The following is a 23,751-nucleotide window of genomic DNA, read 5'->3' on the forward strand; positions in this document are numbered from 1 at the left end:
GATCTAACCTCATCACGTCGTGTGTGGTCACTCGGCCGGGCGTAGGACAGTTCCACATCGTTAAGAGCCTTGGCCCGCCGCGGTAGCGCTGATGACCATCGCGCCCATGCCAGCCACCCGCCCCCGCAGTCGACCCGGCGGCCCGTCCGGTGCAGGCACCGCCGCGCGCCAGCCGACGCGGCAAGCCACCCCGATCGGCCGAACTCCGCTCAACCAAGCCGATTCGTCCACCCGGAGGACTTGATGTCGATCGACCTGCTGCGCTCATCGGCCACCCCCGCCGACGGCATCCTCGAAGGTCCGCGCGTGCTGCGCCGGCTGCCCGAAGGCGTCGAGGAACGCCCCTACGAACTGTTCACCCTCCGTCCCCTCGGACGGGTGATCGGGGCCGAAATCGAGGGCGTCGACCTCGGAGCGTCATTGACCCCAGGGTTCGCGAAGAGCTGAACCGCGCGTTGCTGGAGTGGAAGGTGCTGTTCTTCCGCGAACAGAAAATGACGTCGGAACAACAGCGCGTGTTCGCTTCCCACTGGGGAGCGTTGGAAACCAACCCCTTCATCCCGCGAGGCGACAACGACGAGGTCGTCCGCTTCACCCGCAACGCGGGCCGGCCCGGCTACGAGAACATCTGGCACACCGACGTCACCTGGCGCTCCGCGCCCGCGCTCGGCTCCGTCCTCCGGCTGGGGGAGGTCCCGCCCGGTCGGCGGCGACACGATGTTTGCCGACATGGCCGCCGCCTACGACAACCTGCCCGCCGGCGCGCACGAACGCATCGACAGCCTCACCGCGGTCCACGACTTCGTCCCCGGCTTCGAGCGCTTCACCGACCGAGACGTGCTGGCCGCCCACCAGGACCGTTTCCCTCCCGTCGAGCACCCGATCGTCCGGGTCCACCCCGAGACCGGCCGGCGCACGCTGTTCGTGAACCAGGCCTTCACCACCCACGTCGTCGGCCTCGGTAAAATCGAGAGCGACCGCCTGCTCCGCTACCTGTTCCTCCAGGCCCACACGCCCGAGTACCAGGTGCGCTTCCGCTGGACCCGCGACGCCGTGGCGTTCTGGGACGACCGCGCGACCCAGCACTACGCTGTGCACGACTACCACCCCCACAACCGGGTGGCCGAACGCGTCGCCATCGTGGGCGACCGGCCGTACGGGCCTAACCTGGTCGCATGAGCGAACCCAAGGCCGTGGTCACCGCGTTCCTGCAGGCTCTCGAGGACATGGACGTCGAGCGGGCGCTGAGCCACGTGGCAGTCGACATCACCTACCAGAACGTGCCGCTCCCGGCCGCCCGCGGGCTCGCGGCTGTGGAGAAGCAGCTGCGCACACTGACCCGGTTCGGCACCGGGTTCGAAGCGCGCACGCACCACATCGCCGCAGACGGCAACATCGTGCTCACCGAACGCACCGACGTGCTGCGCCGCGGTTCGTTCGCGGCGGAGTTCTGGGTGTGCGGCACCTTCGAGGTCGAGAACGGCCGGATCGTGCTGTGGCGCGACTACTTCGACTGGACGACGTTCCTCGCGGCCAGCGCGAAGGGCGCCGGACGCGCGGCGCTGTCCGGCGCCAAGACCCTCATCGGCAAGTACCGTTCGTAGGTGGTGCGGCCGCGAAGCCGCACCACCCACGAACCCCCGGGGCAAACTTTTCCGCGGACGCCGCGGTCGCGGGAGAAGCGGAAAATCCCGCGTCCGCGGCGTTCCCCAGCGGGGCGCGAAACCGCGCAAGCCGAACACGATCAACCCCCATGTGATCGTGTCGCCTCCCCCCGCGGTGTGCGACCCGTGAGCTTTCGGGAAGTGGTCTGGGCCACGTTCCCGGGGGCTCGCGAGTAAAGGTACCTCTGGGGCAAACGGACCGCGCCAAAGCTTGACCTGCATTTAAGGCAGATGGGCCGTCCGGGTGACGACCTGGGCAAACGCCCCTCAGCGCTTCGGCGCGAGAAACCCTTCGACGGTGCCGATCCCGGCTCCCACGGCCACCTTTGTGGACCGCCGGGCTGACAGCTCGGCGACATGCCGCAGTACCTGCGCCGCCGCTTCGCCGGCGAGCGGCACGCACTCGTTGTCCTCGCCACGGCGCACGGGGATCAGCTCGAGCCGCGGCCGGTCACCGAGCAGGCACCCGGCGAGCAGCCCGTCGACGTGGCGGCCGCGCATCGGGGGCCAGTCGAACACGAGGTTGCCGAGGCTGTAGAGGATCGGGCGGCCGCGGTAGACCTCCACGGCCTGGATGCTGTGCGGCCCGTGGCCCACCACGAGGTCGGCGCCCGCGTCGATGATCGCGTGGGCGTAGGCGATCTGGTACTCGGTGAGCTCGTCGCCCGGCAGCCCCCAGTGCATCGACACGACCACGTGGTCGGCCGTCGCGCGGGCGCGGTGGACGTCGGCGACCAGACGTTCCAGGTCCGCCGGCACCGGGTTGGTGTGGACGATCGGCGGCCGGCCCGGCACGTCGAGCACCCGCGGATCCGGCTGGTAGGAGGTGTAGGCACCGGCGGCCGCGACGCCCGCCGAGTCGGCCTTCGCCTCTTGACCGATCGGCCAGCACAGCGACGTGAACGCGAGGAAGGCGACGCGGCGATCGGCCCGTTCGATCACGGCCGGCGTGTGCGCGGCGGTGAGGTTCGCACCACCGCCGCAGTACGCGATCCCGGCCTTCTCCAGCACCGACAGGCTCGCGAGCATGGCCGGCGGCGGGTAGGTCACGTTGTTGGCGACCGACACCACGTCGATGCCGGCGGCGGTGAGCGCCTCGACCATTTCCGGCGCGGAATGGCGCCAATTCGGCTTGTGCGGGATGTCCAGACCGCCGTGGTCGCCCATCGATCCCGACAGCGGACCCTCGAGGTTGACGAAACGCACGTCGGCCCCGCTCAGCAACGGAGTCAATGCCCGGAATGCCGTTTTCGGCTCGCTTCGGCCCTGCACGTTGACGTCTCCGCCGAGTACGAGAGAGATCACTGTGTCAACCCGTCCCTCGGAGGTAATTCCGTGAACTCGTTACGAATCGTTGCCTCTTAGTCTTCCTACCCTTCGCTTGTTCGGGGGACGATGCGTCGACCGTTCATGCAAAGGGGACTCAGGGTGACCATATCCGGTCGAAGAAAGAGCGTGCTGACCGCCGCTGCCGTCGCGGGCTTGGTGGTGAGCGGCGCTCCCGCCGCACTCGCCGCACCCAGCGCGGACGCGGTCATCTCGGAGGTCTACGGCGGTGGGGGCAACGTCGGCGCCACGCTCACCAACGACTTCGTGGAGCTCGCGAACCACGGCGGCGCGCCGCTCGCGCTCGACGGCTTCAGCGTGCAGTACCTGCCGGCCACGGCCAGCGCGTCGAGCACGTGGCAGGTCACGAAGCTCGCCGGCTCGGTCGCCGCGGGCGGCCGCTACCTCGTCCAGGAGTCGAAGGGCACCGGCGGGACCACCGCGCTGCCCACCCCGGACGCGACCGGGACCATCGCGATGTCCGGTACCGCCGGCACGATCGCCCTCGTCAGCGGCGCCACCGCGCTGACCTGCAAGACCGCCGCCGACTGCGCAGCCGACCCGCAGGTCAAGGACCTCGTCGGCTTCGGTGACGCCGTGGTCCGCGAGGGCACGCCGACCGCCGCGCTCTCGAACGCGACCTCGGCCGCGCGCGCCGCGTCGCTGGCCGACACGGACAACAACAGCGCCGACTTCACCGTCGGCGACCCGACGCCCACCAACTCCAAGGGTGAGACGTCCGGCGGTGGCGACACCGGTCCGGTCGACCCGGGCACCCCCGCGAAGATCCACGACATCCAGGGCACCACGCGGATCTCGCCGTTCAAGGACAAGAAGGTCAGCGACGTCACGGGCATCGTGACGGCCGCGCGCACCTTCGGTTCCTCGCGCGGTTTCTGGCTCACCGACCCGAACCCCGACAGCGACCCGCGCACCAGCGAGGGCCTGTTCGTGTTCACCGGTTCGACCACGCCCGCCGTGGCCGTCGGCGACGCGGTGACCGCGGCCGGCACGGTGAAGGAGTTCTACCCGGACGCCCCTGCGACGTCGACCTACCAGTCGCTCACCGAGCTGTCCAGTGCACAGTGGACGGTCGGCACGCACGAGAACGCGTTGCCCGCGCCCACGAAGATCACGCCCGACCAGATCCCGGACGTGCTCGCGCCCAACGCCGGCGGCAGTATCGAGGCCCTGCCGCTGGAGCCGGCGAAGTACTCGCTGGACTTCTGGGAGTCGCACGAGAGCGAGATCGTCAGCATCTCCGACGCCCGCGTGGTCGGCCCGAGCAACGACTTCGACGAGCTCTACGTGACCACGAAGCCGCAGCAGAACCCCACGCAGCGCGGCGGCACGGTCTACCTGGGCTACGACAAGATCAACACCGGCGTGCTGAAGGTCCAGTCGATCATCCCGTTCGACCAGCAGCCGTTCCCGAAGGTCAACACCGGTGACGTGCTGACCGGGACCACCTCCGGCCCGGTGGAGTACAGCAGCTTCGGCGGCTACACGCTCTTCGCGTCTCAGCTCGGTGCGACGAAGGACAACCACCTGCAGAAGGAGGTCACGGCGCGCCAGCGGCCGGGGCAGCTCGCGGTGGCGACGTACAACGTCGAGAACCTCGCGCCGTCCGACCCGGACACGAAGTTCGCGCAGCTCGCGCACGGCATCGTCGACAACCTGGCCGCGCCGGACGTCGTGACCCTGGAGGAGATCCAGGACAACGACGGCGCCACCAACGACGGTGTGGTCGCCGCCGATGTGACGCTCAAGAAGTTCACCGACGCGATCGTCGCGGCGGGCGGCCCGCACTACCAGTGGCGCGAGATCGACCCGACCAACGACGAGGACGGCGGCGAGCCGGGCGGCAACATCCGCGTGGGCTTCCTGTTCAACCCGGCGCGAGTGTCCTTCGTGGACCGTCCGGGTGGCAGCGCGCTGTCCTCGGTGGGCGTGACCAAGGACCACGGCAAGGTGCACCTGACGCAGTCCCCGGGCCGCGTCGACCCGACGAACGACGCGTGGACCGACAGCCGCAAGCCGCTGGCCGGCGAGTTCGTCTTCCAGGGCCGCACGGTGTTCGTGATCGCCAACCACTTCAACTCCAAGGGCGGCGACCAGCCGACGCACGGCCGGTTCCAGCCGCCGGTGCGCAGTTCTGAGGTGCAGCGCCAGACGCAGGCGACGGTGCTGAAGGGCTTCGTCTCGCAGCTGCTTTCGGCCGACCGCAACGCCAACGTGGTGGTGGCCGGTGACCTCAACGACTACCAGTTCTCGCCCGCGTTGGCCCAGCTGACGTCCGGCGGCTTGAAGGACCTCATCGCGACGCTGCCCGCCGCCGAGCGGTACAGCTACGTGTTCGAGGGCCAGTCGCAGGTGCTGGACCACATCCTGGCTTCCGGTGCGCTGCGCGGCGTGGACTACGACGTGGTCCATATCAACGCCGAGTTCGCCGACCAGGCCAGCGACCACGACCCGCAGATCGTGCGGTTCCGGCCGTCGACGGGGAACAAGCTGCAGGACCTGGCTTACGACCTGCTGGACTACCTGGACCAGCTGCTTTGGCGCACTGCTCCGCGTAAGTAGTTCTTGATCGGCACCGAAGGCCACCATTCTCCGCGAATGGTGGCCTTCGGTGTGTTCGGGGCGGCTAGAATCGGCCCCTCGCAAGCGAACGGGGGCGCAGCGGTGGCGGACGAGGGCGAGGCCAAGAAGACGGGCTGGGGATGCTCGGGCACCAGTGGATCACCGCGATCGCGGCGCTGGTCACGGCGTTGACCGGGGCCGGGTTCTTCGTCGGGAGGGCGAGCGTGCCGAGCACGCCCGCGCAGCCGGCGCCGGCAACGGTCACCGTGACGGCGGCCGCGCCGGGGGACACGCCGGTGTCGGGCGGGCGGGTGCAGCCGACGAGTCAGCCACCGGCCGGCCAGGTGCCCGGGTCGTACTTCACGGGGCCGGTCACGTTCGGGAGCATCAACCTCGACCTCAACCCGCCTGCCGAGGGGGACTAAAACGACATCGCGGACCACTTCGGCTCCGACCTGTTCACCGCCGGCGAGAGCCGGATGCGGATCTGGGTCGACAACGGCGTCCCCGGCCGCGACGACTGCAGCCGGCTGGTCGCGGCCGACGGCACGAACCAGCTCGACTCGCTGCACGCCGGCAGCATCGTCTGTGGGATCACGCCGAAGGGCCGCCCGTTCCGGTTGACGGTGAAGGTGTCGGCGGCCTCGGACCTGGTGACCGACGCAGTGGTCTGGAACGCGTAGCCGATCGGCGCGTTACTCGTAGCCGAAAGGTGTACGTGGTGATCAGTCCGTCGAGTGTTGTCCGGGCTGGTGCGCGATTCGTACGTTTGGACCAACCGATGAGGAGGTCCGAATGCGCAGGATGTTGACCGTGGCCGCGGCGGTTTTGATGGCCGGCACGGTGGTGGCGGCGCCCGCCATGGCGGTGTCCGGTGGGGAGCCCACACCCGATGGCGCGGCGCCGTGGATGGTGACGGTCGGGTTCAAGGGTGACGAGCCTCTGGTGCAGCGGGAAAGTTGCGGTGGGGCGCTGATCGCGCCGGATCGGGTGGCGACGGCGGCGCACTGCCTCGACCACGTGGACCCGACGCATTTCGAGGTGCATCTCGGGGGTGGGACGCTGTCGACGGATCCCGGGTGGATCGTGCCGATCGAGGGGTGGTCGATCAACCCGGGGTTTCGGCTGATCCCGTCGCCGCAGGCGCCGGAGGACTACTCGAAGGCCAGCGCGGCCGACGATGTCGCGGTGATCAAGCTGGCGCATCCGGTGTTCGGCATTCCGACGTTGCCGGTGGCCACCAGGGCGCCGAAGCCGGGATCCACTGTGGACGTATACGGGCACGGGCTCACCAGAACTCCGGACCCGAAGGATCCGTTGCCCGCATTGGGTGACCAGCTCGCGCACGCGCAGCTCGAGGTCATCGACGACCAGGCGTGCGGACAGTCGTTCGGGAGCCAGGACGTGATCGACGGGCCGTCGGTGCTGTGCACGCAGGCCGCGGCCACCGTCTGTCCCGGCGACAGCGGCGGGCCGCTGGTCCAGGACGGCCGGCTCGTCGGCGTCGTCAGCTTCGCCGGTGAGGTCGCCGGTAAGCAGTGTGGTGAGCCGACCGCCAACGGGTTCGCCGACGCGGCCGCGTTGCGTTCCTTCCTGACACAGCCGAGGCCGCCGCTGGCGCCGATGACCCGGAACGAGCCCACGATCACCGGCACCAAAGCCGCAGGCAACACACTCACCTGCGATGCTCCGAAGTGGACGAGCGGAAAACCGGCCAAGGTGGACTACGCCTGGTACTCCAACCGGGTCGACCCCGCCAACGGCTTCGAGTTCTACGTCCCGGTCGAGGGCGCCACGAACCCCCAGCTCGCCGTCACACCGGACCTCGCGGCCCACAAGCTGAACTGCGGCGTCACGGCCAGTACCGCGGGCGGCACCGTCGTGCTCTACACCGACATCATCTGACGCGTCAGCGTTTCGCTCGCCACCCCAGCGCCAGCACCGCCTGCACCAGTTCCTGGTACGACGGCTTCACTTCCTCGAGATAGCGGTCCAGATACTGCGGCCGCGCCGTCGACACCGGCTGCGGGTCGTCGGGCGGCTCGAGGAACGTGAGCCGGGCGACGTTGTGCAGGGCCATCTTCCACCAGCGGGAGGCGCGTTCCGCCGCCTTCTCCTCGCGTTCCTTCGCGGCGGAGACGGCGGCGTGCGCGTCGGCGAGCTGGTGGTCGATCTCGTCGGCGCGGGCGAGCTCCCAGGCGCGCAGGTTGTCGGCGGAGCCGCGGGCCAGGCCGACGATCTCTTTGTAGCGCATGGCCGCGCTGGCGTCGTCCGTCACGCCGGATCTCCAGTCTGCTCGGGTCGCTGGAAGGGGATGATCACTTCGGGGGCGCCGTGCGTGGTGCGGTCGAAGAACAACGCACGGCCCTGGCGTGGTGACCAGTGCACGACCTGGCCGGCGGCGAACGGCGAAAGCTCGTTGCCCTGCACGTCGAGCGCCGCCCAGGTGCCGATGTCGTCGGTGCCGCCGAAGCCGAGCGTGTCCTTGAGGCGCGCGATGCTGCGCCACCAGCCGATGGTGTGCACGCCGTGGCCCGGGCCGGTCTTGAGCACCGTGCGCAGGTGGTCGAGGCCGCTCTTGAGCTGGCCGGGGGCCTTGGTCTCCAGCGCGGGCAACGCGGCGTCCACTCCGTACAGCAGCAGGATCCGCGAGGGACCGCCGAGCTCCCCTTCGACGATCGAGGTGAGCAAAGCCGTCAGGTCGTCGATCAGATCCGCGATGTGGCCCTCGGCGCGCAGCCGATCCGTCAGCTCCAGCACGGCCGGTGCGCACGCCTCGATCGGGCAGTGCAGCACGAACTCGACCTCGCCGATGTCGTATTGCCGCGCCAGCGACCGTGCGGCGGAGTCCATGATGGACAGTGCCTCGGCCGACGCGCCGCCCAGCACCGCGACGTTACGGCCCGGCGCGCGGGGCAGCTCCACGCCTTGTGCGGCCTCCGTCACGTCGATCGACTGGCCCAGCAGCGCGCGCGGGCGTGAGGTGGGCTTGAGTTCCGTGTACGCCGGGAACTGTTCCAGCACCGGCGAATGCGCGCCGTCGAACAGACGGGGGCGCGGGAAGCGTCCGGAGTAGAGCTCCCACAGCTTGTGCTGCAGCTCGACGAACACGTTGCGGCTGCTCGCGTCCGGGATGTGCGCGAGCAGGTTTCCGTGCGCCACACCGGAATCGTGGTTGATCACGGCGTGCCACTTCGGCGCGGACACCGCCGCGTTGTTCGTTTCCGCCAGCACGCGCCGAGCCTTCGGCATGGCGATGCGCAGCGTGCACTGCTCGAACACCGCCGGCTTGCCCCAGAACGCCTCGATGCCCGCGACGTCCTGGCTCGCCAGCACGAGGTGGATGCCCTGCGAACGCCCGCGCCGCGCGATGTCCTCCAGTAGCTGCGTGGCCGTGGCCGTCACCTGGTCACGGCCGGCGAACAGGTACTGGAACTCGTCGATCACGGCGACGATCCGCGGCCAGTGCCCGCCCGGGTCCTGCTCGCGCAGGTCGGCCAGGTTCGTGACCTCGTGCTCCTTGGCCGCGGCCGAGCGACGGCGCAGCTCGTCGGCGAGGAACCGCAGCAGCGCCAGGCCGAACTCGCGGTCGGTGTTCACGTTGACACCCACGAGCTTCGCGTGCGGCAGCCAGCTCGCGTCCTTGCGACCCGGCGCGAGACCGGCGAACGACACGCCTTCCTTGAAGTCCAGCAGGTACAGCGCCAGTTCATCCGGCGAGTAGCGCGCGGCGAGGCTGCCCAGCAGCGCGTAGAGGAAGTTCGTCTTTCCGGACCCGCTCGGGCCGCCGATCAGCGCGTGGGGACTCGCGTCGCCGATCACGACCTCGACGGCCTCGCCCTCGTAGAACCCGACGGGCGCGCGCAGCTCCCGCGCCGAGTTCTCCTGGCCGAACTCCGTGGGCAGCAGGTCGGCGAACGACCGCGGCCCGCCCTGCTTGGCGATCAACGCTTCCGCGATCCGCCCGGCCGCGCGGATGACCTGCCCGGACGGCAGCGGCGGATCGAGGTCGACGACGAGGTCGGTGCCCGTCATGCTGCTGATCGCGCGCCGCTCGTCGAGCAGGCTCAGCGATTCGATCGACGCGCTCACGGCCGTGGGCACGTCGATGAGGATCAGGCAGATGCCTGCGGCGAGCGCGCCGCTGGCCACGCGCTTGAGGTCGCGCGCGAGCTCGGGTTCCAGCGTTTCGCCGTTGCCGTAGAGCACCGCGATCCGGTACGGCTCCACGCGCTGGTTGCCGGCGCGCCGCAGCTCCCGCAACGACGTGTGCCCGGCCTGCATGCCGGTGGCGTGGATGCGGCGGATGTGGCCGGCCAGCTCGTCGAGGAGGTCTTCCAGCCGCGTCGGGTCGTACAGCGACAGCGCGCTGGTGCGGCTGATCGGGTAGAGGTCGGGCAGGATCGCGGTGAGCTGCCCGATGTCCCACAGGTGGATCTTCACGGCGCCGGGCTCGAACGTCGAGAGCACCCGCATCAGCAGGTTCTGCACGATCCCGTCGATCACCGGACGCGTTTTGGGCGCCGAGGTGATCTGCAGGTGCGACTCGTCGAGCAGGGGCACGGCGACGTCGAACGTCCGCGAGATGTCGCGGCCGGCCGCCGTCGCCGAGCCCACGCGCCACAACCCCGGCGCGGTGATACCGGGGTTCGTCCCCACCCGGCCGAGCCATTCGCTCGGCGGCCGTCCCGCGGGACCCGGAGCGTTGGCCGCCACCAGGTCCCGCAGGGCGCCCGGCCCCGAGCTCCAGTCGGTGTAGAACGCGTTGCGCACGCCGCCGAGCGAAGCGAAAACCTCGTGCGCGGCCGGGTGCCGCGCCCATTCGGTCTGCTGCTCGGCATTGGCGTGGTTCATGCCGACCCGCACGATTTCCTGTTCGAGAGCGAGCCGCGCCACGTCGGCCTCCGCGGCCTCGCGGGCGCCGGCGGCGGCACCGAGCACGAGCCCGATCTGGTGCCGGACCCGGTCCAGCGCCGTCTGAACGCGGTTGCGCTGCTCGGCGGATTTACTGGCCATCGGTGTCGCTCATACTGTGCCGTTCGTCCCTACAGGCGTGACTGGTATCCGCTCACCAGGTCGTCGGCGGCGGCTAGGCGGGTGAGGAGGTGGTCGAGTCCCTCGTCGGCCTGGTCCAGTTGCGTCGGCAGCCAAGGATCGGCTTTCGCCTGTGCATCGACGAGCGCTCTGCGGGCGTCCCCGAGCAGGGACTTGGCCCGCTCGGCGTGGGCACGCCCGTCGGTGAGCCCCGTCATCGCGGCGGTGAGCAACTGGTGGATCTCGGCGAGTCCCGACATCAGGTTACAACCGGGCCGAGTAGGAGTCGGCCGACGAAATACTGGCCTGGATGGTGCTTTGCATCCCGGTGATTCCGTTCAGCGCTTCGGCCAGCAGACCGTGGGCCTGGTTGACCTCGTGCTGACTGCTGCCCTGCGTCGCCTGGGAAAGCGACAACTGGGCTTCTTCGAGAGATTGCGCTGCCTGCTGCAGGGCGGCGATGCTCGCGGACGCCTTCTCGTTCGCGAGCGCGATGCCAGCGCGGATCTCTTCCACTCCGGGCATGGGGGCGGACTCCTCGGTGCGTCGGGGCTGGAACGACCACGTACAAACTTAGCGTGATCAGGTGTCTTCGGTAAGTGAGGAACTGGGGGAGAATCGACAAGGCCCCGGACGTGGGTGACGTCCGGGGCCTCGCGGGCAGCGGTTGGTGACGGGACCCCCGAACCGAGTTCCAGCCATGGTGACCTGCGGTTTTCGAGGCTCGCGCGTGAGTGGCCGCGCCCAGGTCAAGCCGGTATTCGTGACACCGATGAACCTCTCCGAACTTCTACGATCGAGTCTGCGCAGGAGCGTAGCGGGTGCGGTCGGGGTGGGTTTCGGAGGTCCTCGGCTAGTCCCTGGCCTGCGCGGGTGCCGATCAGCAACGCTTCGGCAACGGCTTCCGGTCGCGGTGCGCACGGGAGAAATCGGGCAGCTAGAAGGAAATTCGCGTTTCCGGAAGCGGTGCGGTGCTTGATCCACTTCGCGCGCCGGCCGCGCGGCGGGAATCGTGACTGCGCAACAAGAGTGCGCAATGACAGGTCCGTACAACGCGCGAAACGCCGGGCTGCTCGTGAAAGCTGCCCGGCGTTTCGACTGAAGCGCGGAGGATACAGGATTCGAACCTGCGAGGGCGTGAACCCAACACGCTTTCCAAGCGTGCGCCTTAGGCCGCTCGGCCAATCCTCCGTGGAGAAGGGTACCGGATGGGGTGGTGCGGTCCCGCAGGCGGGCCGGGGGTGGGGATCAGGCCGGGACGACGTCGGCGACGACGATGGTGATGTTGTCGGGGCCGCCGCCGTCGTTGGCGAGGGTGATGAGGGCGGGGACGGCTTCGTCGGGGGCGCCGGCGGCCAGGGTCTCGGCGATGGCGGGTTCGCCGGCGCCGGCGGTGAGGCCGTCGGAGCAGAGCAGGAGGCGGTCGCCGGCGAGGGGCGTGAACTCCCAGACGTCGGGGTCGCCCGAGCCGGTGCTCTGGAGGGCCTTCATGAGCAGTGAGCGGCGCGGGTGGTCGATGGCGTCGGCCTGGGAGATTCGGCCGTCTTCGACCAGGGCCTGGACGAGAGTGTGGTCACGCGTGATGCGGTGCAGCTCGCCGTCGCGCAGGAGGTAGCCGCGCGAGTCGCCGATGTGGGCGGCGGCGAAGTGGACGCCGTCGAAGAGCAGGGTGGTGAGCGTGGTCCCCATGCCGTGGGTGGCCGGGTCCTGCTCGGCGACCTCGGCGAGGCGCTCGCCGATCCGCCGTACGCCGTCGGCGAGGGTGCTCTGGAGGTCGAGCGAGGTGAGGTCGAGCGAGCGCAGCTCGGAGTCCAGGCTCGCGAGCACGCCGACCGCGGTGGCACTGGCCACTTCCCCGTGGGGCTGACCACCGATACCGTCGGCCACGGCGAGCAGGCGTCCGCTGGCGTAGACGGAGTCCTCGTTGATCGAGCGTCGTCGCCCGGTGTCGGAGCCCGCGGCGTAGCGCAGGCTGAACCGGGTCTGGTTGGTGGCCATGCCACCATGAAACCATTGGTTGACTGAGTTAACAAGCAAAACGATGGAAACTTCAGTCATCAGCTATCGTGCTGGCCATGGACGACACCGCGACGGTCAGCGCCGCCGAGATCGCCCGGCTCGCGGGGGTGCGCCGCGCCGCGGTGAGCAACTGGCGGCGGCGCCACGACGACTTCCCGCGCCCGGTCGGCGGCACCGCGTCCAGCCCGCTGTTCTCGCTGCCCGAGGTGCAGGCGTGGCTGACCAGCCGCGGCCGGCCGGTGGAGCTCGCGCCGATCGACCTGGCGTGGCAACGGCTGCGCGCCCTCGGCGACGACCTCGAGCTGGGCACCCGCGTCGCCGACGCCGGTGAATACCTCGCCCACGCCACCGAACGTCCGACGGACGACCCCGAGCTGCTCGCCCTCCTCACCGAGGTGGCCACGACGAACGGCGCGAGCTGGACGTTCGAGCAGCTCTGTGATCGCTACTTCGAAGCCCACGCTCGCCGTGTCTCTCCGACCGCCCCCGCGTACGCGAGCCTGATGGTCCGCCTCACCGGCGCGAAGGGGACGACCGTGCTCGACCCGGCGTGCGGCTTCGGGTCCCTGCTCCTCGCCGCCGAGGCCACCCACGCCCAGGGCCAGGACAGCGACCCCACCACCGCCCGCATCGCCGCCCTGCGCCTGCGTCTCCACGGCGCCGACACCGAAGTCCACGCCGGCGACTCCCTGCGTGAAGACGCCTACACCGGCCAGCGTGCCGACGTCGTCCTGTGCGACCCGCCGTTCAACGAACGCGCGTGGGGCCACGAAGAGCTCGTCGGCGACCCGCGCTGGGAGTACGGCCTGCCGCCGCGCGGCGAGTCGGAGCTCGCGTGGGTGCAGCACTGCCTGGCGCACGTGACACCCGGCGGCACCGTCGCCATCCTCATGCCCGGCGCGGCGGCCGGCCGGCGCAGCGGCAAACGCATCCGCGCCAACCTCCTGCGTGCGGGCGCCCTCCGCGCCGTGCTCACCCTCGCCCCGGGCGCCGACCTCTGGCTGCTCACCAGACCCGAGCCCGGCACCCGCGCGCCCGCCACCGCGCTGATCGCCGAGACAACCGTCGACGACGCCGAGGCCCTCTGGCGCGACCACCTCGACAACGGCGCCGGCGAACGCATCATCGACCTCCTCGACGACGACGTCGATCTCACGCCCGCCCAGCGCCGCACCGCCCGCGAAGATCTCGGCGAGGCTTTCCTTGCCGCGCAACGGCTTTTCAGTCGCGTCGGCCTCGACCTCCCGCCCCTGCAGCCGACGGGAGAGGAGCCGCCGCACACCACCGTCGGCGAGCTGGTGAAGGCCGGCGCGCTGGAGATCCACCACGCGCCCACGCGCACTGGCGACGGCGACGAACCCGTCCTGACCCCCGACGACGTCCTGGCCGGCCGCGCCCCCACCGGCTACGCGGCTCCCGACGACGCGGCCGTGATCGCGCACGAAGGCGACGTGATCGCGTCCGTCACCGGCGCGGTCAAGGTCCACAGTGGACCGCCCGTGCGGCTCGGCCCCGCACTTTCCCTCTACCGCGTGGATCCCGCCCGGCTCGACGCCGAGTTTCTCGCCGGCTGCCTGCGCGCCGCCGATTTCCCCGTGCACAGCGCCTCGACCCGCATCGACGCGCGGCGCCTCAAGGTGCCGCGCTACCCGCTTGCCGAGCAACGCTCGCACGGCGCCGCCTTCCGGGCCCTCGCCGAGTTCGACCGGGCGCTGCGGGAGACGGCGGAAATCGGCCGTGACCTGGTCCGGCTAGGCTTTGCGGCGCTCGCCGAAGGACGGCTGCGGCCCGGCGCCTGAAGGGAAACCATGCTCATCGCCGATCGCTACGAGGTCGACGAGCTGCCGCTGGGCCGCGGCGGGATGGGCGCGGTGCACCGCGGGCACGACCGGCGTCTCGACCGGCGCGTCGCCATCAAGCTGCTGCGCCTGCCCGGCCGTGATGAAGAGCTCGAAGAACGCTTCGCCCGCGAAGCCCGCATCCTCGCGACGCTCGACCACGCCGGCGTACCCACGCTGTACGACTTCGGCACGCACGACGACCGGTTGTTCCAGGTCATGCAGTTCGTCGACGGCGTCACCGTCGCTGATCTCCTCGCCGAGCACGGCCCGCTGCCGGTGCCGTGGGCGGCGGCGATCGCGGCGCAGACGGCCGCCGTGCTCTCGGCGGCCCACGCCCGGTCCGTCTGCCACCGCGACCTCAAGCCCGCCAACCTCATGCTCTTGCCCGACGGCAGCGTGAAGGTGATGGACTTCGGCCTAGCCGTGCTGCGTGAAGCCGACGTCGCCCGCTTCACGCGAGCCGGCCAGCTGCTGGGTACGCCGTCGTACATGGCGCCGGAGCAGATCCAGCGCGGCCTCGCGGAGCCGCGAAGCGACCTGTACGCGCTGGGCTGCGCGTTGCACGAGATGCTCACCGGCCGCCAGCTCTTTACCGGTCCCACCGCGTACGCCGTGTTCGAGAAGCAGGTGAAGGACGCGCCCGCCGCCGTGCCGGGGGTCCCCGCCGCGCTCAACGCCCTGCTCGCCGCGACCCTGGCCAAGGACCCGGCGGACCGTCCCTCCGGTGCCGACGTGCTGTACGCGCGGTTGGGCCCGTTCGTCCGTGATCTGCCGCCGTTGCCGGGATTCCTGCGCGTGGCGCCGAGTCCGGCGCGGATGTACGCGCGCGTGGTCGCGCAGGTCCGGGGATGACGAAGTCCTCCCGACCCGGGTGGGGAGGACTTCGCGGCGGATCGTCAGGCGCGCACCGCGGGCCGGCTCTGCTCGGCCAGCGGCAGGCCGCGCTGCTGGACGCGGTAGTAGGTCAGCGCGTTCTGGACACCGATGCTCAGGCCCAGCGTCAGCAGGATCGACGCGGAGGTGAGGCCGCTGCCGAAGCCCAGGTGGCCGCCGAGGAAGCCGAAGCCGACGCGGGCGCCGATGGTCGCGAGCCACAGCACGAGGGTCAGTGCCGAGCCCTTCTGGAACGTCGTGGTGCCGCGCGCCGTGAGCGTCGTGCTGGCGCTGCGGGCGAGGCCGAGCACGACCAGCACCGCGATGTCTGCGCCGAGCAGCACCAGCTCGCCCGTGCTCGCCTTCGGCAGCGCCTGGGCGGTGGTGAACACGCCGATGGCGGTGAGCACGAGCGGCATCGTGACCAGTGACTTGCGGCTCAGCAGCGTGCCGCGCAGCTGCTTGTAGACCAGGCGGTAGAGGACGAGGGCCGCGATGGCGACGTAGGCGAGGATGGACAGCGGGTTCATCGGGGGCTCCTTGGTCGGTGGTGACACCCAGATTCGTCCTTCCGACCAGCCGTTTCGTCAGCTCACGGGCGGGTCCTGGGTGGATCCTCGCGTCCACCCGGGGGTGGAGCCGCGCCGAAATCGTGACCTTCGGGCCGCAACCACCACTGGGGGACGGTCGTCTATCCCCGTGACAAGTTCGACCGACGAGTTCGACCCTGGGGGTACCGGATCGTGAAGAGGCTTCTGGTGGGGATCGCGGCCGTGGCCGGCGCGTTCGTGCTCGCCGCGTGTTCCGGCGGCGGTGCGTCGCCCGCCAACGTGACCGGCGGTGGCGCGGTGGAGGCCGGTGCCGGCGGCGGTGCGCCGACGACCTCGGCGGCCACGTCGAGCAGCGCGCCCGCGACCACGAGCAGCGCCCCGGCCACCACGAGCTCGCCGGCCACGAGCTCGTCGAAGCCCAAGCCCACGAGCACGAAGCCGACGAGCACCAAGCCGAAGCCCACCACGACCAAGCCGAAGCCGCCGGCGACCACGGCCGACGTGCCGTGCGCCAAGGCCGCCGCCGCGTCGGGCACGGCCGCGTGCGTGGACATCTCGGCGCACAAGGCGTGGCTGCTGCAGGACGGCAAGGTGATCTACGGCCCCGTCTCGATGCTGCCGGGCCGCAAGGGCTACGCGACGCCGACGGGCTCGTTCCGCGTGCTGTCGAAGGAGAAGATGCACTACAGCCGCGAGTTCGACAACGCGCCCATGCCGAACTCCGTCTTCTTCTACCCCGGCGACGCCTTCCACACCGGCAGCCTGAAGACGTACTCGCACGGCTGCGTCCACCTCTCGGCGACGTCGTCGCTCAGGTTCTTCAACACCCTCCACGTCGGCGACGTCGTGCAGGTCGTGCCCTGACGGGTGGGTGAAACGCGAAGTGGGGGCGTCGGTCGAAACCGGCGCCCCCACTTCTTTTTCGCGCTTACACGGCCAACGGCCCGAACGCGGCGGGACCGCTCGTGCCGTTCGTTCCGGAGTCGGGATGCGGATCTGCTCGGTGTGCGTGGACAGCGGCAGCGACAGCTCCTGCCCGGTGCTGGGGATCGCGCCGAGGGAGAGCTTGTTGTGGCGGTTGACGAACGTCGAGCCTTCGCCGAGCGTCACGGTGTCGCACAACACGTTCTGGTCGTAATCGATCATTCCTTGATCGACATTGGACAACACGAAGAGGAAGTCCTGATCACGCCCGCCCGCCGGCGGTGTGAAGTACGTCGGGTCGAGGCCGACGACGGACGCGGTCTTGGCGTCGATCATCGCCGGGTTGCGCGCGAAGCCGCTGAAGAACCGGACCAGCGGGTCGAGCTGGATGCTCGAGCCCCAGCCGGTGCCGATCACGGCGTCGGCGTCGTAGTAGATCGAGGACTCCAGCCACGACGTCGCGGTGCCGTAGGAGTGCCCGACCAGGATCACGTGCTCGAACGGCGAGCCGCCGATCTTGCCCGCACGCAGCTGTTGCAGCACCGGGTGCGCGACCTCGGCCTGCACGTGGAGCGTGACCAGCGCGCCCGAGGGGTGGGCGCTCTTGCCGTAGCCGAGGCGGTCGATGGCGAACACGTCGTAGCCGGCCGCGGTCATCTGCCGGACGAACGAGTAGGTCTCGGGCTGGTAGCCCGAATCCCAGTACTGGTTGGTGTAGGTGATGCCGTGCAGCGCCAGCATCACCGTCTTCGCGGAGCCGGACGCGGGCAGGCACGGCCGGCCGTGGATGGTCAGCTCCGGCGGCGCCGTGATCGAGCCGGGTTGGGCTCAGGTGTTCGAATATTCACGGGATGCGCAGGTCCAGGTGGCACCCGCAGGGTCGGTGCGGGTACTTAACGCAATTCACCCGGATGTGGTAACAACGTCTTCTTCGTGAGCGATAACCGATCACTCACGAAGGGGCAACGCATGGCCTGGAACAAGCTTCGCTCGCTGCTGACGGCCGCTGTGCTGGCCGTGGCGCTGGTCCCGATCACCGCGTCCGCCGCGGCGGCCGATGACGCCGCGCCGTCGTTGCCCGCCGGCTTCGTGCTGCGGGACACGCCTACCGGGCTCTCGCCCTACGACTTCACCGACTTCGCGTGGCTTCCCGACGACAGCGTGCTGGCGCTGGGCAAGAGCGGTGCCGTCAACTGGGTCCCGGCCAACGGCTCGGGCGCGCCCGAGCGGATCGCGAACTTCGCGGTCGAGACGCAGGGCGACATGGGGCTCACGAGCGTCGCGCTCGCCCCGGACTACGCGACCTCGCACCAGATCTACCTCAACCGCGCCGTGAGCACGGGCCGCGGCCAGTACGTGCTGCGGGCCGCGCGCTTCACCGTGACCCTCGACAGTTCGGGCCACCCCTCCGGGCTCACCGGCGAGAAGGTGATCTTCGAGCTGCCGGGCAGTCAGTACTACGTCCACGGCCTCGACACCGTGATCCCCGCGCCCGACGGCACGCTCTGGTACTCCGTGGGCGACAATGGCGACGCGGGCAAGACCAACGAGGTCGCGTTCGTGGCGCTCGACCTCGACTCGCCGCACGGCAAGATCCTGCACATCACGCCGGATGGCAAGGGTGTGCCGAGCAACCCGTTCTACAGCGCCTCGGCGCCGGATTCCACGCGTAGCAAGGTGTTCGCGAGCGGCTTCCGCAACCCGTTCCGCTTCACGCTCGACCCGAAGAGCGGGCTGCCCGTGGTGGGCGACGTCGGCTGGTACCTGTGGGAAGAGATCGACGTGGTGCAGCCCGGCGCGAACCTCGCGTGGCCGTGCTGGGAAGGCAACCACCCGACGCCCGGCTACAGCACCGACGCGCGCTGCGCCCACGTCGTGAACACGCCGCCGTTGTGGGAACACCAGCACGGCACCGGGCCGACGAACGGCAACAGCGTCACCGGCGGCGTTGTCTACAGTGGAACGACGTACCCGGCCGGGTACCAGGGCGCGTACTTCTTCGGTGACTACGCGGGCCAGAAGCTGTGGACGCTCAAGTACAACGCGCAGGGCGCCCTCATGCAGGCGCCGGTGAACCCGCCGCCGTTCGCGAACATCGGCGGCGTCACGCGGATTTCCTCGGCGCCCAACGGTGACATCGTGTTCGCCGACCTCAACGGCGGCCGCCTGCGCCGCCTGAGCTACTCGAGCAACAACGCGGCGCCGGTCGCGGTGGCGACGTCGTCGACCGACCCCGACACGCGCACCGTTTCCTTCGACGCCAGTGGTTCCTACGACTTCGACGGCGACGCGCTCACCTACACCTGGGACTTCGGCGACGGCACCACGGCGACGGGTGCGACCGCGAGCCACAAGTACGCCACGGGCCCGTCGTTCACGGCCACGCTCACCGCCCAGGATTCCCTGGGTGCCAAGGGGACCACCACGGTCGCGGTCGCGCCGGGGAACCACTCATCCGATCTCGAACTGTCCACTCCGGACAAGACCTTCGCCGTCGGGGAGCCGGTTTCGCTGACCGCCACGGCCACCGACGAAGAGGACGGCACGCTGCCGGTCACGTGGACGTCGCTGATCCGGCACTGCCCCGACCTCGGCGCCTGCCACGTGCACCCCGACGACGGCGCGACCGGGCCCTCGCTTTCCGTGCCGTTCACCGACCACACCGACTCGCGCATGGAGTTCACCGCGACGGTCACCGACAGCGCCGGTGTGAAGGCGAGCAAGACGTACGTCGCGATGCCGCGCCAGCACCGGCTCACGCTCGTGAGCGCGCAGCCGGCCGCGCTCAGCATCCCCAGCGAGGGTGGCGTGAGCAGCGCGATGGTGACCGAAGGCGCGACGTTCGACGTGACCGCGGCACCGCTGGGCAGCGACGGCGCGTCGAAGTTCACCGGCTGGCAGGACGGACCGGCCACCGCGTCGTGGTCGATCACCGTCGGTGCGAGCGACACGACGCTGACCGCGAACTACGCCACCGCGATCGACCAGCGCTACGCCGCGGAACCCGCGCTGCGCACGCTCGTCGGCGCGGCGACCGGTCCCGAGGTGGTCGACGGCCCGGTGCACTACCGCCCGTACGCCCACGCCCGCCTGTACTGGACGGTCGCGACCGGCGTGCGCGAGATCGGCGGCCAGATCCTCGCCGAGTACCTCGCGATCGGCGGGCACCAGGACTACGGGCCGCCGGTGACCGACGAGACGCCGACTCCCGACGGCGTCGGCCGGTTCAACCACCTGCAGGGCACGCCGGGTACGCAGGCCGCGTCGATCTACTGGACGCCGTCGACGGGCGCGCACTCGATCCAGGGCCTGATCCGCGCGAAGTGGGCGGCGCTGGGCTGGGAAAAGACCACGGGCTACCCGATCAACGACGAGGCCGGCACGCCCGACGGCGTCGGCAGCTACAACCATTTCAGCGGCGGCGGCTCGATCTACTACACCGTGGCCACGGGCGCGCACTGGATCAACGGGGCGATCAAGCAGAAGTGGGCCGCGTACGGCTGGGAGCGCGGGCTCGGTTATCCGACCACGGACGAGTCGGTGACCCCGGACGGCGTCGGCCGCTACAACCACTTCACTGGTGGCGCCTCGATCTACTGGACGCCGTCGACGGGTGCGCACGAGATCGGTGGCGCGATCAAGCAGAAGTGGGCGGCATACGGCTGGGAGCGCGGCTTCGGCTACCCGACCACCGACGAAACCGCGACGCCCAACGGGGCCGCGCGCTACAACCACTTCAGCGGCAACGCGTCGATCTACTGGAGTCCGGCGACGGGCGCGCACAACGTGAAGGGCGAGATCCGCAAACGCTGGGCCGCACTCGGGTGGGAGAAGTCGTACCTGGGGCTGCCGACGTCGGACGAGTACCGGTACGGCGCCAACGGGTTCCGCAGCGACTTCCAGGGCGGCTACATCGTGTGGACGCCGGCGGGGGCGGTCGACCGCCGCTGGTGAGTGGCCCGGGTCACCCACGCCGGGTCCGGCGTGGGTGATCTGTCCTTTGTGGGCGTTCCAGGCGGGTGGGAAGTGCCCGTGTGGACGGTAAGTCAGGAACTTTCAGACAACGGTTCGTGAGGTAACTTCACGGAAGATCATCGAGAAAGGTCTTCCATGCGCAAGCTCGCCACGGCCGCCGTCGCCGGTATTGCCACCCTCGCCACCCTGCTCGTGCCGTCCGTCGCGTCGGCCACGCCCGGCCGTGGTGTCAGCGCGACCCTGATCTCCCAGTGGACGGCCGGAAACACCGACTTCGTCCTGCGCGAGATCACCCTCGCCCCGGGCGGCTCCACCGGCTGGCACACCCACGAGGGCAACCTCTACGGCTGGGTCCGCTCCGGCACGCTCACCCACTACGAGTCCGACTGCGCCATCGACGGCGTTTACCACCAGGGCGCCCCTATCATGGAACCGGCCGGTGCCGACCACGTCCACATCGGCCGCAACGAGGGCACCACGCCGATGGTCCTCGACGTCCTCTACGTAATGCCCCACGGCGCGCCCCTCTCAGATGACGCGCCGAACCCGGGCTGCAGCTTCGACTGAACCCGCGCCGGACCCGGGGGCGCCGCGGTCGGGACGGCACCGCCGGTTCCGGTCGGCGTCAGAGCAGGTCGGCGGGCCGCGTGCCCTTCGCGGTGAGCGGCAGGCCGAGCGCGACGCGTTCGATCAGCCAGCTGCTCGGCCGGTAGCGCGGGTCCCCTGTCGACTGGTGCAGGCCGGTGAGGACGCGCAGTACCTTGTCCGGCCCGACGAGGTCGCCCCATTCCAGGGGGCCGCGCGGGTAGCCGAGGCCGAGGCGGACGGCGGTGTCGATGTCGGCCGGGTCGGCGAGGTTCTGGGCGGCGATGTAGCACGCCGTGTTGACGATCGAGGCCAGCAGGCGTTGCGCGACGGGCGCGGGGCCGTCCTGCACGATGGTCACCGGGCGGCCCGTGGCGGCCAGCGCGCCCCACGCGGCGCGGCCCGCGGCGGGGTCGAGTCCCGGGTGGACGGACAGGGTGAGGCGGCCTTCGTAGCCGCCCAGGGCGTCGACGCCACAGACGCGCGAAGCGGGCAGGCCGGCGCGCGCGGCGGCGTCCAAAGTGGACTCGCCGCGCAGTGATACCAACAGCACCGCGTCTGGGTACGCGTCGGCGACGACCTGCACGCCGGCGCCGGTGAGCAGGCGGCCGAGGCGTTCCTCGGCGGTGAACACGGGCTTGTTCGGGGCCGGCGGCGCGGCCGGCTCGGGCGCGACCTCCTGCTTGCCGTCGACGTAGCGGTAGAAGCCCTCGCCGTTCTTGCGCCCGAACAGCCCCGCCGCCACGCGTGGGCGCGTCAGCCACGACGGGCGCAGCCGCGGCTCGGAGTGGAAGCCGCTCCAGATGCTTTCGAGCACGGCGTGGGAGACGTCGAGACCGGTGAGGTCGAGCAGCTCGAACGGCCCGAGCTTGAGCCCCAGCACATCGCGCGCGATGCGGTCGACGTCCACCGGCTCGGCGACCGACTCGGACAGGATCTGCAGCGCCTCGGTGTTCAGGCCGCGCCCGGCGTGGTTGACCAGGAAGCCCGGCGCGTCCTTCGCGAGCACGGGTTCGTGGCCCCAGCGGCGCACCAGTTTCAGTGCCTCGTCGGGCAACCACTCGACCGTGCGGACGCCCGGGACGACCTCGACCAGCCGCATCAACGGCACGGGGTTGAAGAAGTGCAGGCCGACCACGCGCGTCGGATCGCTCAGGCCTGCGGCGATCTCCGTGACCGACAGCGAGCTCGTGTTGGTGGCGAACACCGTGTCGGGCCGGCAGACCTGTTCGAGCTTGCCGAACAGCACGCGCTTGGCCTCGAGGTCTTCGCGCACGGCCTCGATCACGAGGTCCACGTTCTGGGCCGGCGCGGACGGCGTGTCCACCATGACCAGGCGCTCCTTGGCGGCGCGCCCCTCGTTCTCGGACAGGCGGCCCTTCGTGACCAGCTTGTCGAGCATGCTGTGCACGTGGTCCAGCGCGGAGCGCACCGCGTCGAGGTCGAGGTCGGCCAGCTCGACCGTGACCCCGCCGGTCGCGGCGAGCTGGGCGATGCCGCGCCCCATCACGCCGGTCCCGACCACCCGGACCCTGCTGACCCGCTCGGCCCATCCCGCCACGTCGAACCACCTTCCCCGCGAAGCCGTCACGCGCGAACGTACCGGTTCTCCGCGGTGAGCGGACCGTCCTGAGAGGAGTAGTTCACAGCCCCACGAAGTCGGCCATCTGTCCCGTCAGGTGCTCGAAGTAGGCGTCGGACGGGTCGACGCTGCCCACGTACTGGCCGAACAGCTCGAAGCTGATCGCGCCGAACAGCTGCGTCCACGCGCCGATCAGCCGCGTCACGACCTCGGCCGGCGCGTTCGCGCCCAGGTCCCGGGCCAGCCCTTCGGCCTGCCCGCGCAGCTCGGCGGACATCGGTGCCGTGACCGCCGGCTCGTGCGGATCGGCCTCGAGCAGCACCTTCGCCAGCGCCTGCGCCACGCGCGCGGCGGGCACGATCGTGTCCTGCGGCGCCTGGTAGCCGGGGATCGGCGAGCCGTAGATCAGCGCGTACTCGTGCGGGTGCGCCTTGGCCCACGCGCGAGTGGCCTGCCAGACGGCGGTCCAGCGCTCGCGCGGGTCGACGGTGCCCGGGTCGGCCTTCTCCGCGGCCTCGCCGACGGCGTCGTAGGCGTCGATGATCAGCTCGGTGAGCAGGCGGTCGCGGCTGGGGAAGTAGCGGTAGAGCGCCGAGGACACCATGCCCAGCTCGCGCGCGACCGCGCGCAGCGACAACCCGTGCGCGCCGACTTCGGCCAGCTGGCGGCGGGCTTCGTCCTTGATTTCCTGCGTCAGCTCGGCGCGGGCGCGTTCGCGGGCGGTCTTGGTGGCGGTCATGGGGACCAGTGTGCCACTTCGAGAGCGTTGCACAAAATGAAGAGCACTGCTCTTG

At 70.4% G+C, this 23,751-nt stretch carries 20 protein-coding genes, 1 tRNA gene and 2 pseudogenes; 12 read left to right on the plus strand and 11 right to left on the minus strand.

Annotated features, from left to right (window positions below; all coding sequences use genetic code 11):
- Window positions 1–243: 243 nt before the first annotated feature.
- Together QRX50_RS10500 and QRX50_RS10505 are read left to right on the plus strand one after the other, a co-directional pair.
- Window positions 244–1,179, plus strand: a pseudogene (locus QRX50_RS10500) (TauD/TfdA dioxygenase family protein).
- The gene (locus QRX50_RS10505; protein WP_285971761.1) at window positions 1,176–1,604 is read left to right on the plus strand and encodes a limonene-1,2-epoxide hydrolase family protein; all 429 of its coding nucleotides are present in this window, start codon (window positions 1,176–1,178) and stop codon (window positions 1,602–1,604) included. The pseudogene QRX50_RS10500 and the gene QRX50_RS10505 overlap by 4 nt, the downstream one beginning before the upstream one ends.
- A 327-nt stretch (window positions 1,605–1,931) precedes the next feature.
- Here QRX50_RS10505 and QRX50_RS10510 read toward each other — a convergent pair whose 3' ends face one another.
- Entirely contained in the window at window positions 1,932–2,969 is a 1,038-nt protein-coding gene (locus QRX50_RS10510; protein WP_285971762.1) for a CapA family protein, read from the minus strand.
- A gap of 105 nt (window positions 2,970–3,074) precedes the next feature.
- Between QRX50_RS10510 and QRX50_RS10515 the strand changes: the two genes are divergently transcribed.
- The 4 genes from QRX50_RS10515 to QRX50_RS10530 all read left to right on the plus strand — a co-directional run bounded on the left by QRX50_RS10515 (window position 3,075) and on the right by QRX50_RS10530 (window position 7,478).
- On the plus strand, window positions 3,075–5,573 hold the full coding sequence (locus tag QRX50_RS10515) for a DUF8508 domain-containing protein (RefSeq protein ID WP_434533254.1): 2,499 nt from the start codon (window positions 3,075–3,077) through the stop codon (window positions 5,571–5,573).
- A 140-nt stretch (window positions 5,574–5,713) separates the two neighbouring features.
- A complete protein-coding gene (locus tag QRX50_RS10520) occupies window positions 5,714–5,998 on the plus strand; it encodes a hypothetical protein (protein WP_285971764.1) in 285 nt (94 codons plus the stop codon).
- A 54-nt stretch (window positions 5,999–6,052) separates the two neighbouring features.
- Window positions 6,053–6,256: a hypothetical protein gene (locus QRX50_RS10525; protein WP_285971765.1), complete on the plus strand. Its 204-nt coding sequence runs from the start codon at window positions 6,053–6,055 to the stop codon at window positions 6,254–6,256.
- Between the two features lie 112 nt (window positions 6,257–6,368).
- The gene (locus QRX50_RS10530) at window positions 6,369–7,478 is read left to right on the plus strand and encodes a S1 family peptidase (protein ID WP_285971766.1); all 1,110 of its coding nucleotides are present in this window, start codon (window positions 6,369–6,371) and stop codon (window positions 7,476–7,478) included.
- 4 nt (window positions 7,479–7,482) lie between these two features.
- Here QRX50_RS10530 and QRX50_RS10535 read toward each other — a convergent pair whose 3' ends face one another.
- The 6 genes from QRX50_RS10535 to QRX50_RS10560 all read right to left on the minus strand — a co-directional run bounded on the left by QRX50_RS10535 (window position 7,483) and on the right by QRX50_RS10560 (window position 12,605).
- Complete coding sequence (locus QRX50_RS10535) at window positions 7,483–7,851, minus strand: hypothetical protein (protein WP_285971767.1); 369 nt, start codon at window positions 7,849–7,851, stop codon at window positions 7,483–7,485.
- Complete coding sequence (locus QRX50_RS10540) at window positions 7,848–10,589, minus strand: FtsK/SpoIIIE domain-containing protein (RefSeq protein ID WP_285971768.1); 2,742 nt, start codon at window positions 10,587–10,589, stop codon at window positions 7,848–7,850. Before QRX50_RS10540 ends, QRX50_RS10535 begins: the two co-directional genes overlap by 4 nt.
- Window positions 10,590–10,618: 29 nt before the next feature.
- Window positions 10,619–10,867, minus strand: coding sequence for a hypothetical protein (locus QRX50_RS10545; protein ID WP_285971769.1), 249 nt, complete (start codon window positions 10,865–10,867; stop codon window positions 10,619–10,621).
- Window positions 10,868–10,871: 4 nt separating this feature from the next.
- On the minus strand, window positions 10,872–11,132 hold the full coding sequence (locus QRX50_RS10550; protein WP_220244957.1) for a hypothetical protein: 261 nt from the start codon (window positions 11,130–11,132) through the stop codon (window positions 10,872–10,874).
- A 581-nt stretch (window positions 11,133–11,713) separates the two neighbouring features.
- Window positions 11,714–11,798: transfer RNA gene (locus QRX50_RS10555), tRNA-Ser, on the minus strand.
- Window positions 11,799–11,855: 57 nt separating this feature from the next.
- Window positions 11,856–12,605 (minus strand): PP2C family protein-serine/threonine phosphatase, encoded by a 750-nt coding sequence (locus QRX50_RS10560; protein WP_285971770.1) that lies wholly within the window; start codon window positions 12,603–12,605, stop codon window positions 11,856–11,858.
- 77 nt (window positions 12,606–12,682) lie between these two features.
- Between QRX50_RS10560 and QRX50_RS10565 the strand changes: the two genes are divergently transcribed.
- Together QRX50_RS10565 and QRX50_RS10570 are read left to right on the plus strand one after the other, a co-directional pair.
- Window positions 12,683–14,425, plus strand: coding sequence for an N-6 DNA methylase (locus QRX50_RS10565; protein ID WP_285971771.1), 1,743 nt, complete (start codon window positions 12,683–12,685; stop codon window positions 14,423–14,425).
- 9 nt (window positions 14,426–14,434) lie between these two features.
- Window positions 14,435–15,319 carry a serine/threonine-protein kinase gene (locus QRX50_RS10570; protein ID WP_285971772.1) on the plus strand — a complete coding sequence of 295 codons (885 nt, stop codon included), beginning with the start codon at window positions 14,435–14,437 and terminating at the stop codon, window positions 15,317–15,319.
- Window positions 15,320–15,363: 44 nt separating this feature from the next.
- Here the strand turns inward: QRX50_RS10570 and QRX50_RS10575 are convergent, their stop codons facing one another.
- Window positions 15,364–15,870 (minus strand): hypothetical protein, encoded by a 507-nt coding sequence (locus QRX50_RS10575; protein ID WP_285971773.1) that lies wholly within the window; start codon window positions 15,868–15,870, stop codon window positions 15,364–15,366.
- Between the two features lie 213 nt (window positions 15,871–16,083).
- Between QRX50_RS10575 and QRX50_RS10580 the strand changes: the two genes are divergently transcribed.
- Window positions 16,084–16,755 carry a L,D-transpeptidase gene (locus QRX50_RS10580; protein WP_285971774.1) on the plus strand — a complete coding sequence of 224 codons (672 nt, stop codon included), beginning with the start codon at window positions 16,084–16,086 and terminating at the stop codon, window positions 16,753–16,755.
- A gap of 124 nt (window positions 16,756–16,879) precedes the next feature.
- On the plus strand, window positions 16,880–17,029 hold the full coding sequence (locus tag QRX50_RS10585) for a hypothetical protein (protein ID WP_285971775.1): 150 nt from the start codon (window positions 16,880–16,882) through the stop codon (window positions 17,027–17,029).
- A 119-nt stretch (window positions 17,030–17,148) separates the two neighbouring features.
- Here QRX50_RS10585 and QRX50_RS49450 read toward each other — a convergent pair.
- Window positions 17,149–17,556, minus strand: a pseudogene (locus tag QRX50_RS49450) (alpha/beta hydrolase); the annotation flags it as partial.
- Between the two features lie 228 nt (window positions 17,557–17,784).
- Between QRX50_RS49450 and QRX50_RS10590 the strand changes: the two are divergent.
- Window positions 17,785–20,769: a PQQ-dependent sugar dehydrogenase gene (locus QRX50_RS10590; protein ID WP_285971776.1), complete on the plus strand. Its 2,985-nt coding sequence runs from the start codon at window positions 17,785–17,787 to the stop codon at window positions 20,767–20,769.
- Between the two features lie 156 nt (window positions 20,770–20,925).
- A complete protein-coding gene (locus QRX50_RS10595; protein ID WP_285971777.1) occupies window positions 20,926–21,357 on the plus strand; it encodes a cupin domain-containing protein in 432 nt (143 codons plus the stop codon).
- A 58-nt stretch (window positions 21,358–21,415) separates the two neighbouring features.
- On the opposite strand, the gene QRX50_RS10600 is transcribed toward QRX50_RS10595, so the two are convergent.
- Both QRX50_RS10600 and QRX50_RS10605 read right to left on the minus strand, forming a co-directional pair.
- Window positions 21,416–22,936 (minus strand): 3-hydroxyacyl-CoA dehydrogenase, encoded by a 1,521-nt coding sequence (locus tag QRX50_RS10600; protein WP_285971778.1) that lies wholly within the window; start codon window positions 22,934–22,936, stop codon window positions 21,416–21,418.
- Window positions 22,937–23,018: 82 nt separating this feature from the next.
- Entirely contained in the window at window positions 23,019–23,696 is a 678-nt protein-coding gene (locus tag QRX50_RS10605) for a TetR/AcrR family transcriptional regulator (RefSeq protein WP_285971779.1), read from the minus strand.
- Window positions 23,697–23,751: the final 55 nt, after the last annotated feature.

The organism is Amycolatopsis sp. 2-15 (genome assembly GCF_030285625.1).
In the GTDB taxonomy this organism is placed as follows: Bacteria; Actinomycetota; Actinomycetes; order Mycobacteriales; family Pseudonocardiaceae; genus Amycolatopsis; species Amycolatopsis carbonis.

What these genes read in the sequence shown, in the direction of transcription:
- QRX50_RS10545 (WP_285971769.1), bottom strand. Translation starts at nt 10,867, where the DNA reads ATGTCGGGACTCGCCGAGATCCACCAGTTGCTCACCGCCGCGATGACG.
- QRX50_RS10570 (WP_285971772.1), top strand. Translation starts at nt 14,435, where the DNA reads ATGCTCATCGCCGATCGCTACGAGGTCGACGAGCTGCCGCTGGGCCGC.
- QRX50_RS10605 (WP_285971779.1), bottom strand. Translation starts at nt 23,696, where the DNA reads ATGACCGCCACCAAGACCGCCCGCGAACGCGCCCGCGCCGAGCTGACG.
- QRX50_RS10550 (WP_220244957.1), bottom strand. Translation starts at nt 11,132, where the DNA reads ATGCCCGGAGTGGAAGAGATCCGCGCTGGCATCGCGCTCGCGAACGAG.
- QRX50_RS10540 (WP_285971768.1), bottom strand. Translation starts at nt 10,589, where the DNA reads ATGGCCAGTAAATCCGCCGAGCAGCGCAACCGCGTTCAGACGGCGCTG.
- QRX50_RS10505 (WP_285971761.1), top strand. Translation starts at nt 1,176, where the DNA reads ATGAGCGAACCCAAGGCCGTGGTCACCGCGTTCCTGCAGGCTCTCGAG.
- QRX50_RS10565 (WP_285971771.1), top strand. Translation starts at nt 12,683, where the DNA reads ATGGACGACACCGCGACGGTCAGCGCCGCCGAGATCGCCCGGCTCGCG.
- QRX50_RS10515 (WP_434533254.1), top strand. Translation starts at nt 3,075, where the DNA reads ATGCAAAGGGGACTCAGGGTGACCATATCCGGTCGAAGAAAGAGCGTG.
- QRX50_RS10590 (WP_285971776.1), top strand. Translation starts at nt 17,785, where the DNA reads ATGGCCTGGAACAAGCTTCGCTCGCTGCTGACGGCCGCTGTGCTGGCC.
- QRX50_RS10530 (WP_285971766.1), top strand. Translation starts at nt 6,369, where the DNA reads ATGCGCAGGATGTTGACCGTGGCCGCGGCGGTTTTGATGGCCGGCACG.
- QRX50_RS10595 (WP_285971777.1), top strand. Translation starts at nt 20,926, where the DNA reads ATGCGCAAGCTCGCCACGGCCGCCGTCGCCGGTATTGCCACCCTCGCC.
- QRX50_RS10575 (WP_285971773.1), bottom strand. Translation starts at nt 15,870, where the DNA reads ATGAACCCGCTGTCCATCCTCGCCTACGTCGCCATCGCGGCCCTCGTC.
- QRX50_RS10560 (WP_285971770.1), bottom strand. Translation starts at nt 12,605, where the DNA reads ATGGCCACCAACCAGACCCGGTTCAGCCTGCGCTACGCCGCGGGCTCC.
- QRX50_RS10525 (WP_285971765.1), top strand. Translation starts at nt 6,053, where the DNA reads ATGCGGATCTGGGTCGACAACGGCGTCCCCGGCCGCGACGACTGCAGC.
- QRX50_RS10585 (WP_285971775.1), top strand. Translation starts at nt 16,880, where the DNA reads ATGCGGATCTGCTCGGTGTGCGTGGACAGCGGCAGCGACAGCTCCTGC.
- QRX50_RS10520 (WP_285971764.1), top strand. Translation starts at nt 5,714, where the DNA reads ATGCTCGGGCACCAGTGGATCACCGCGATCGCGGCGCTGGTCACGGCG.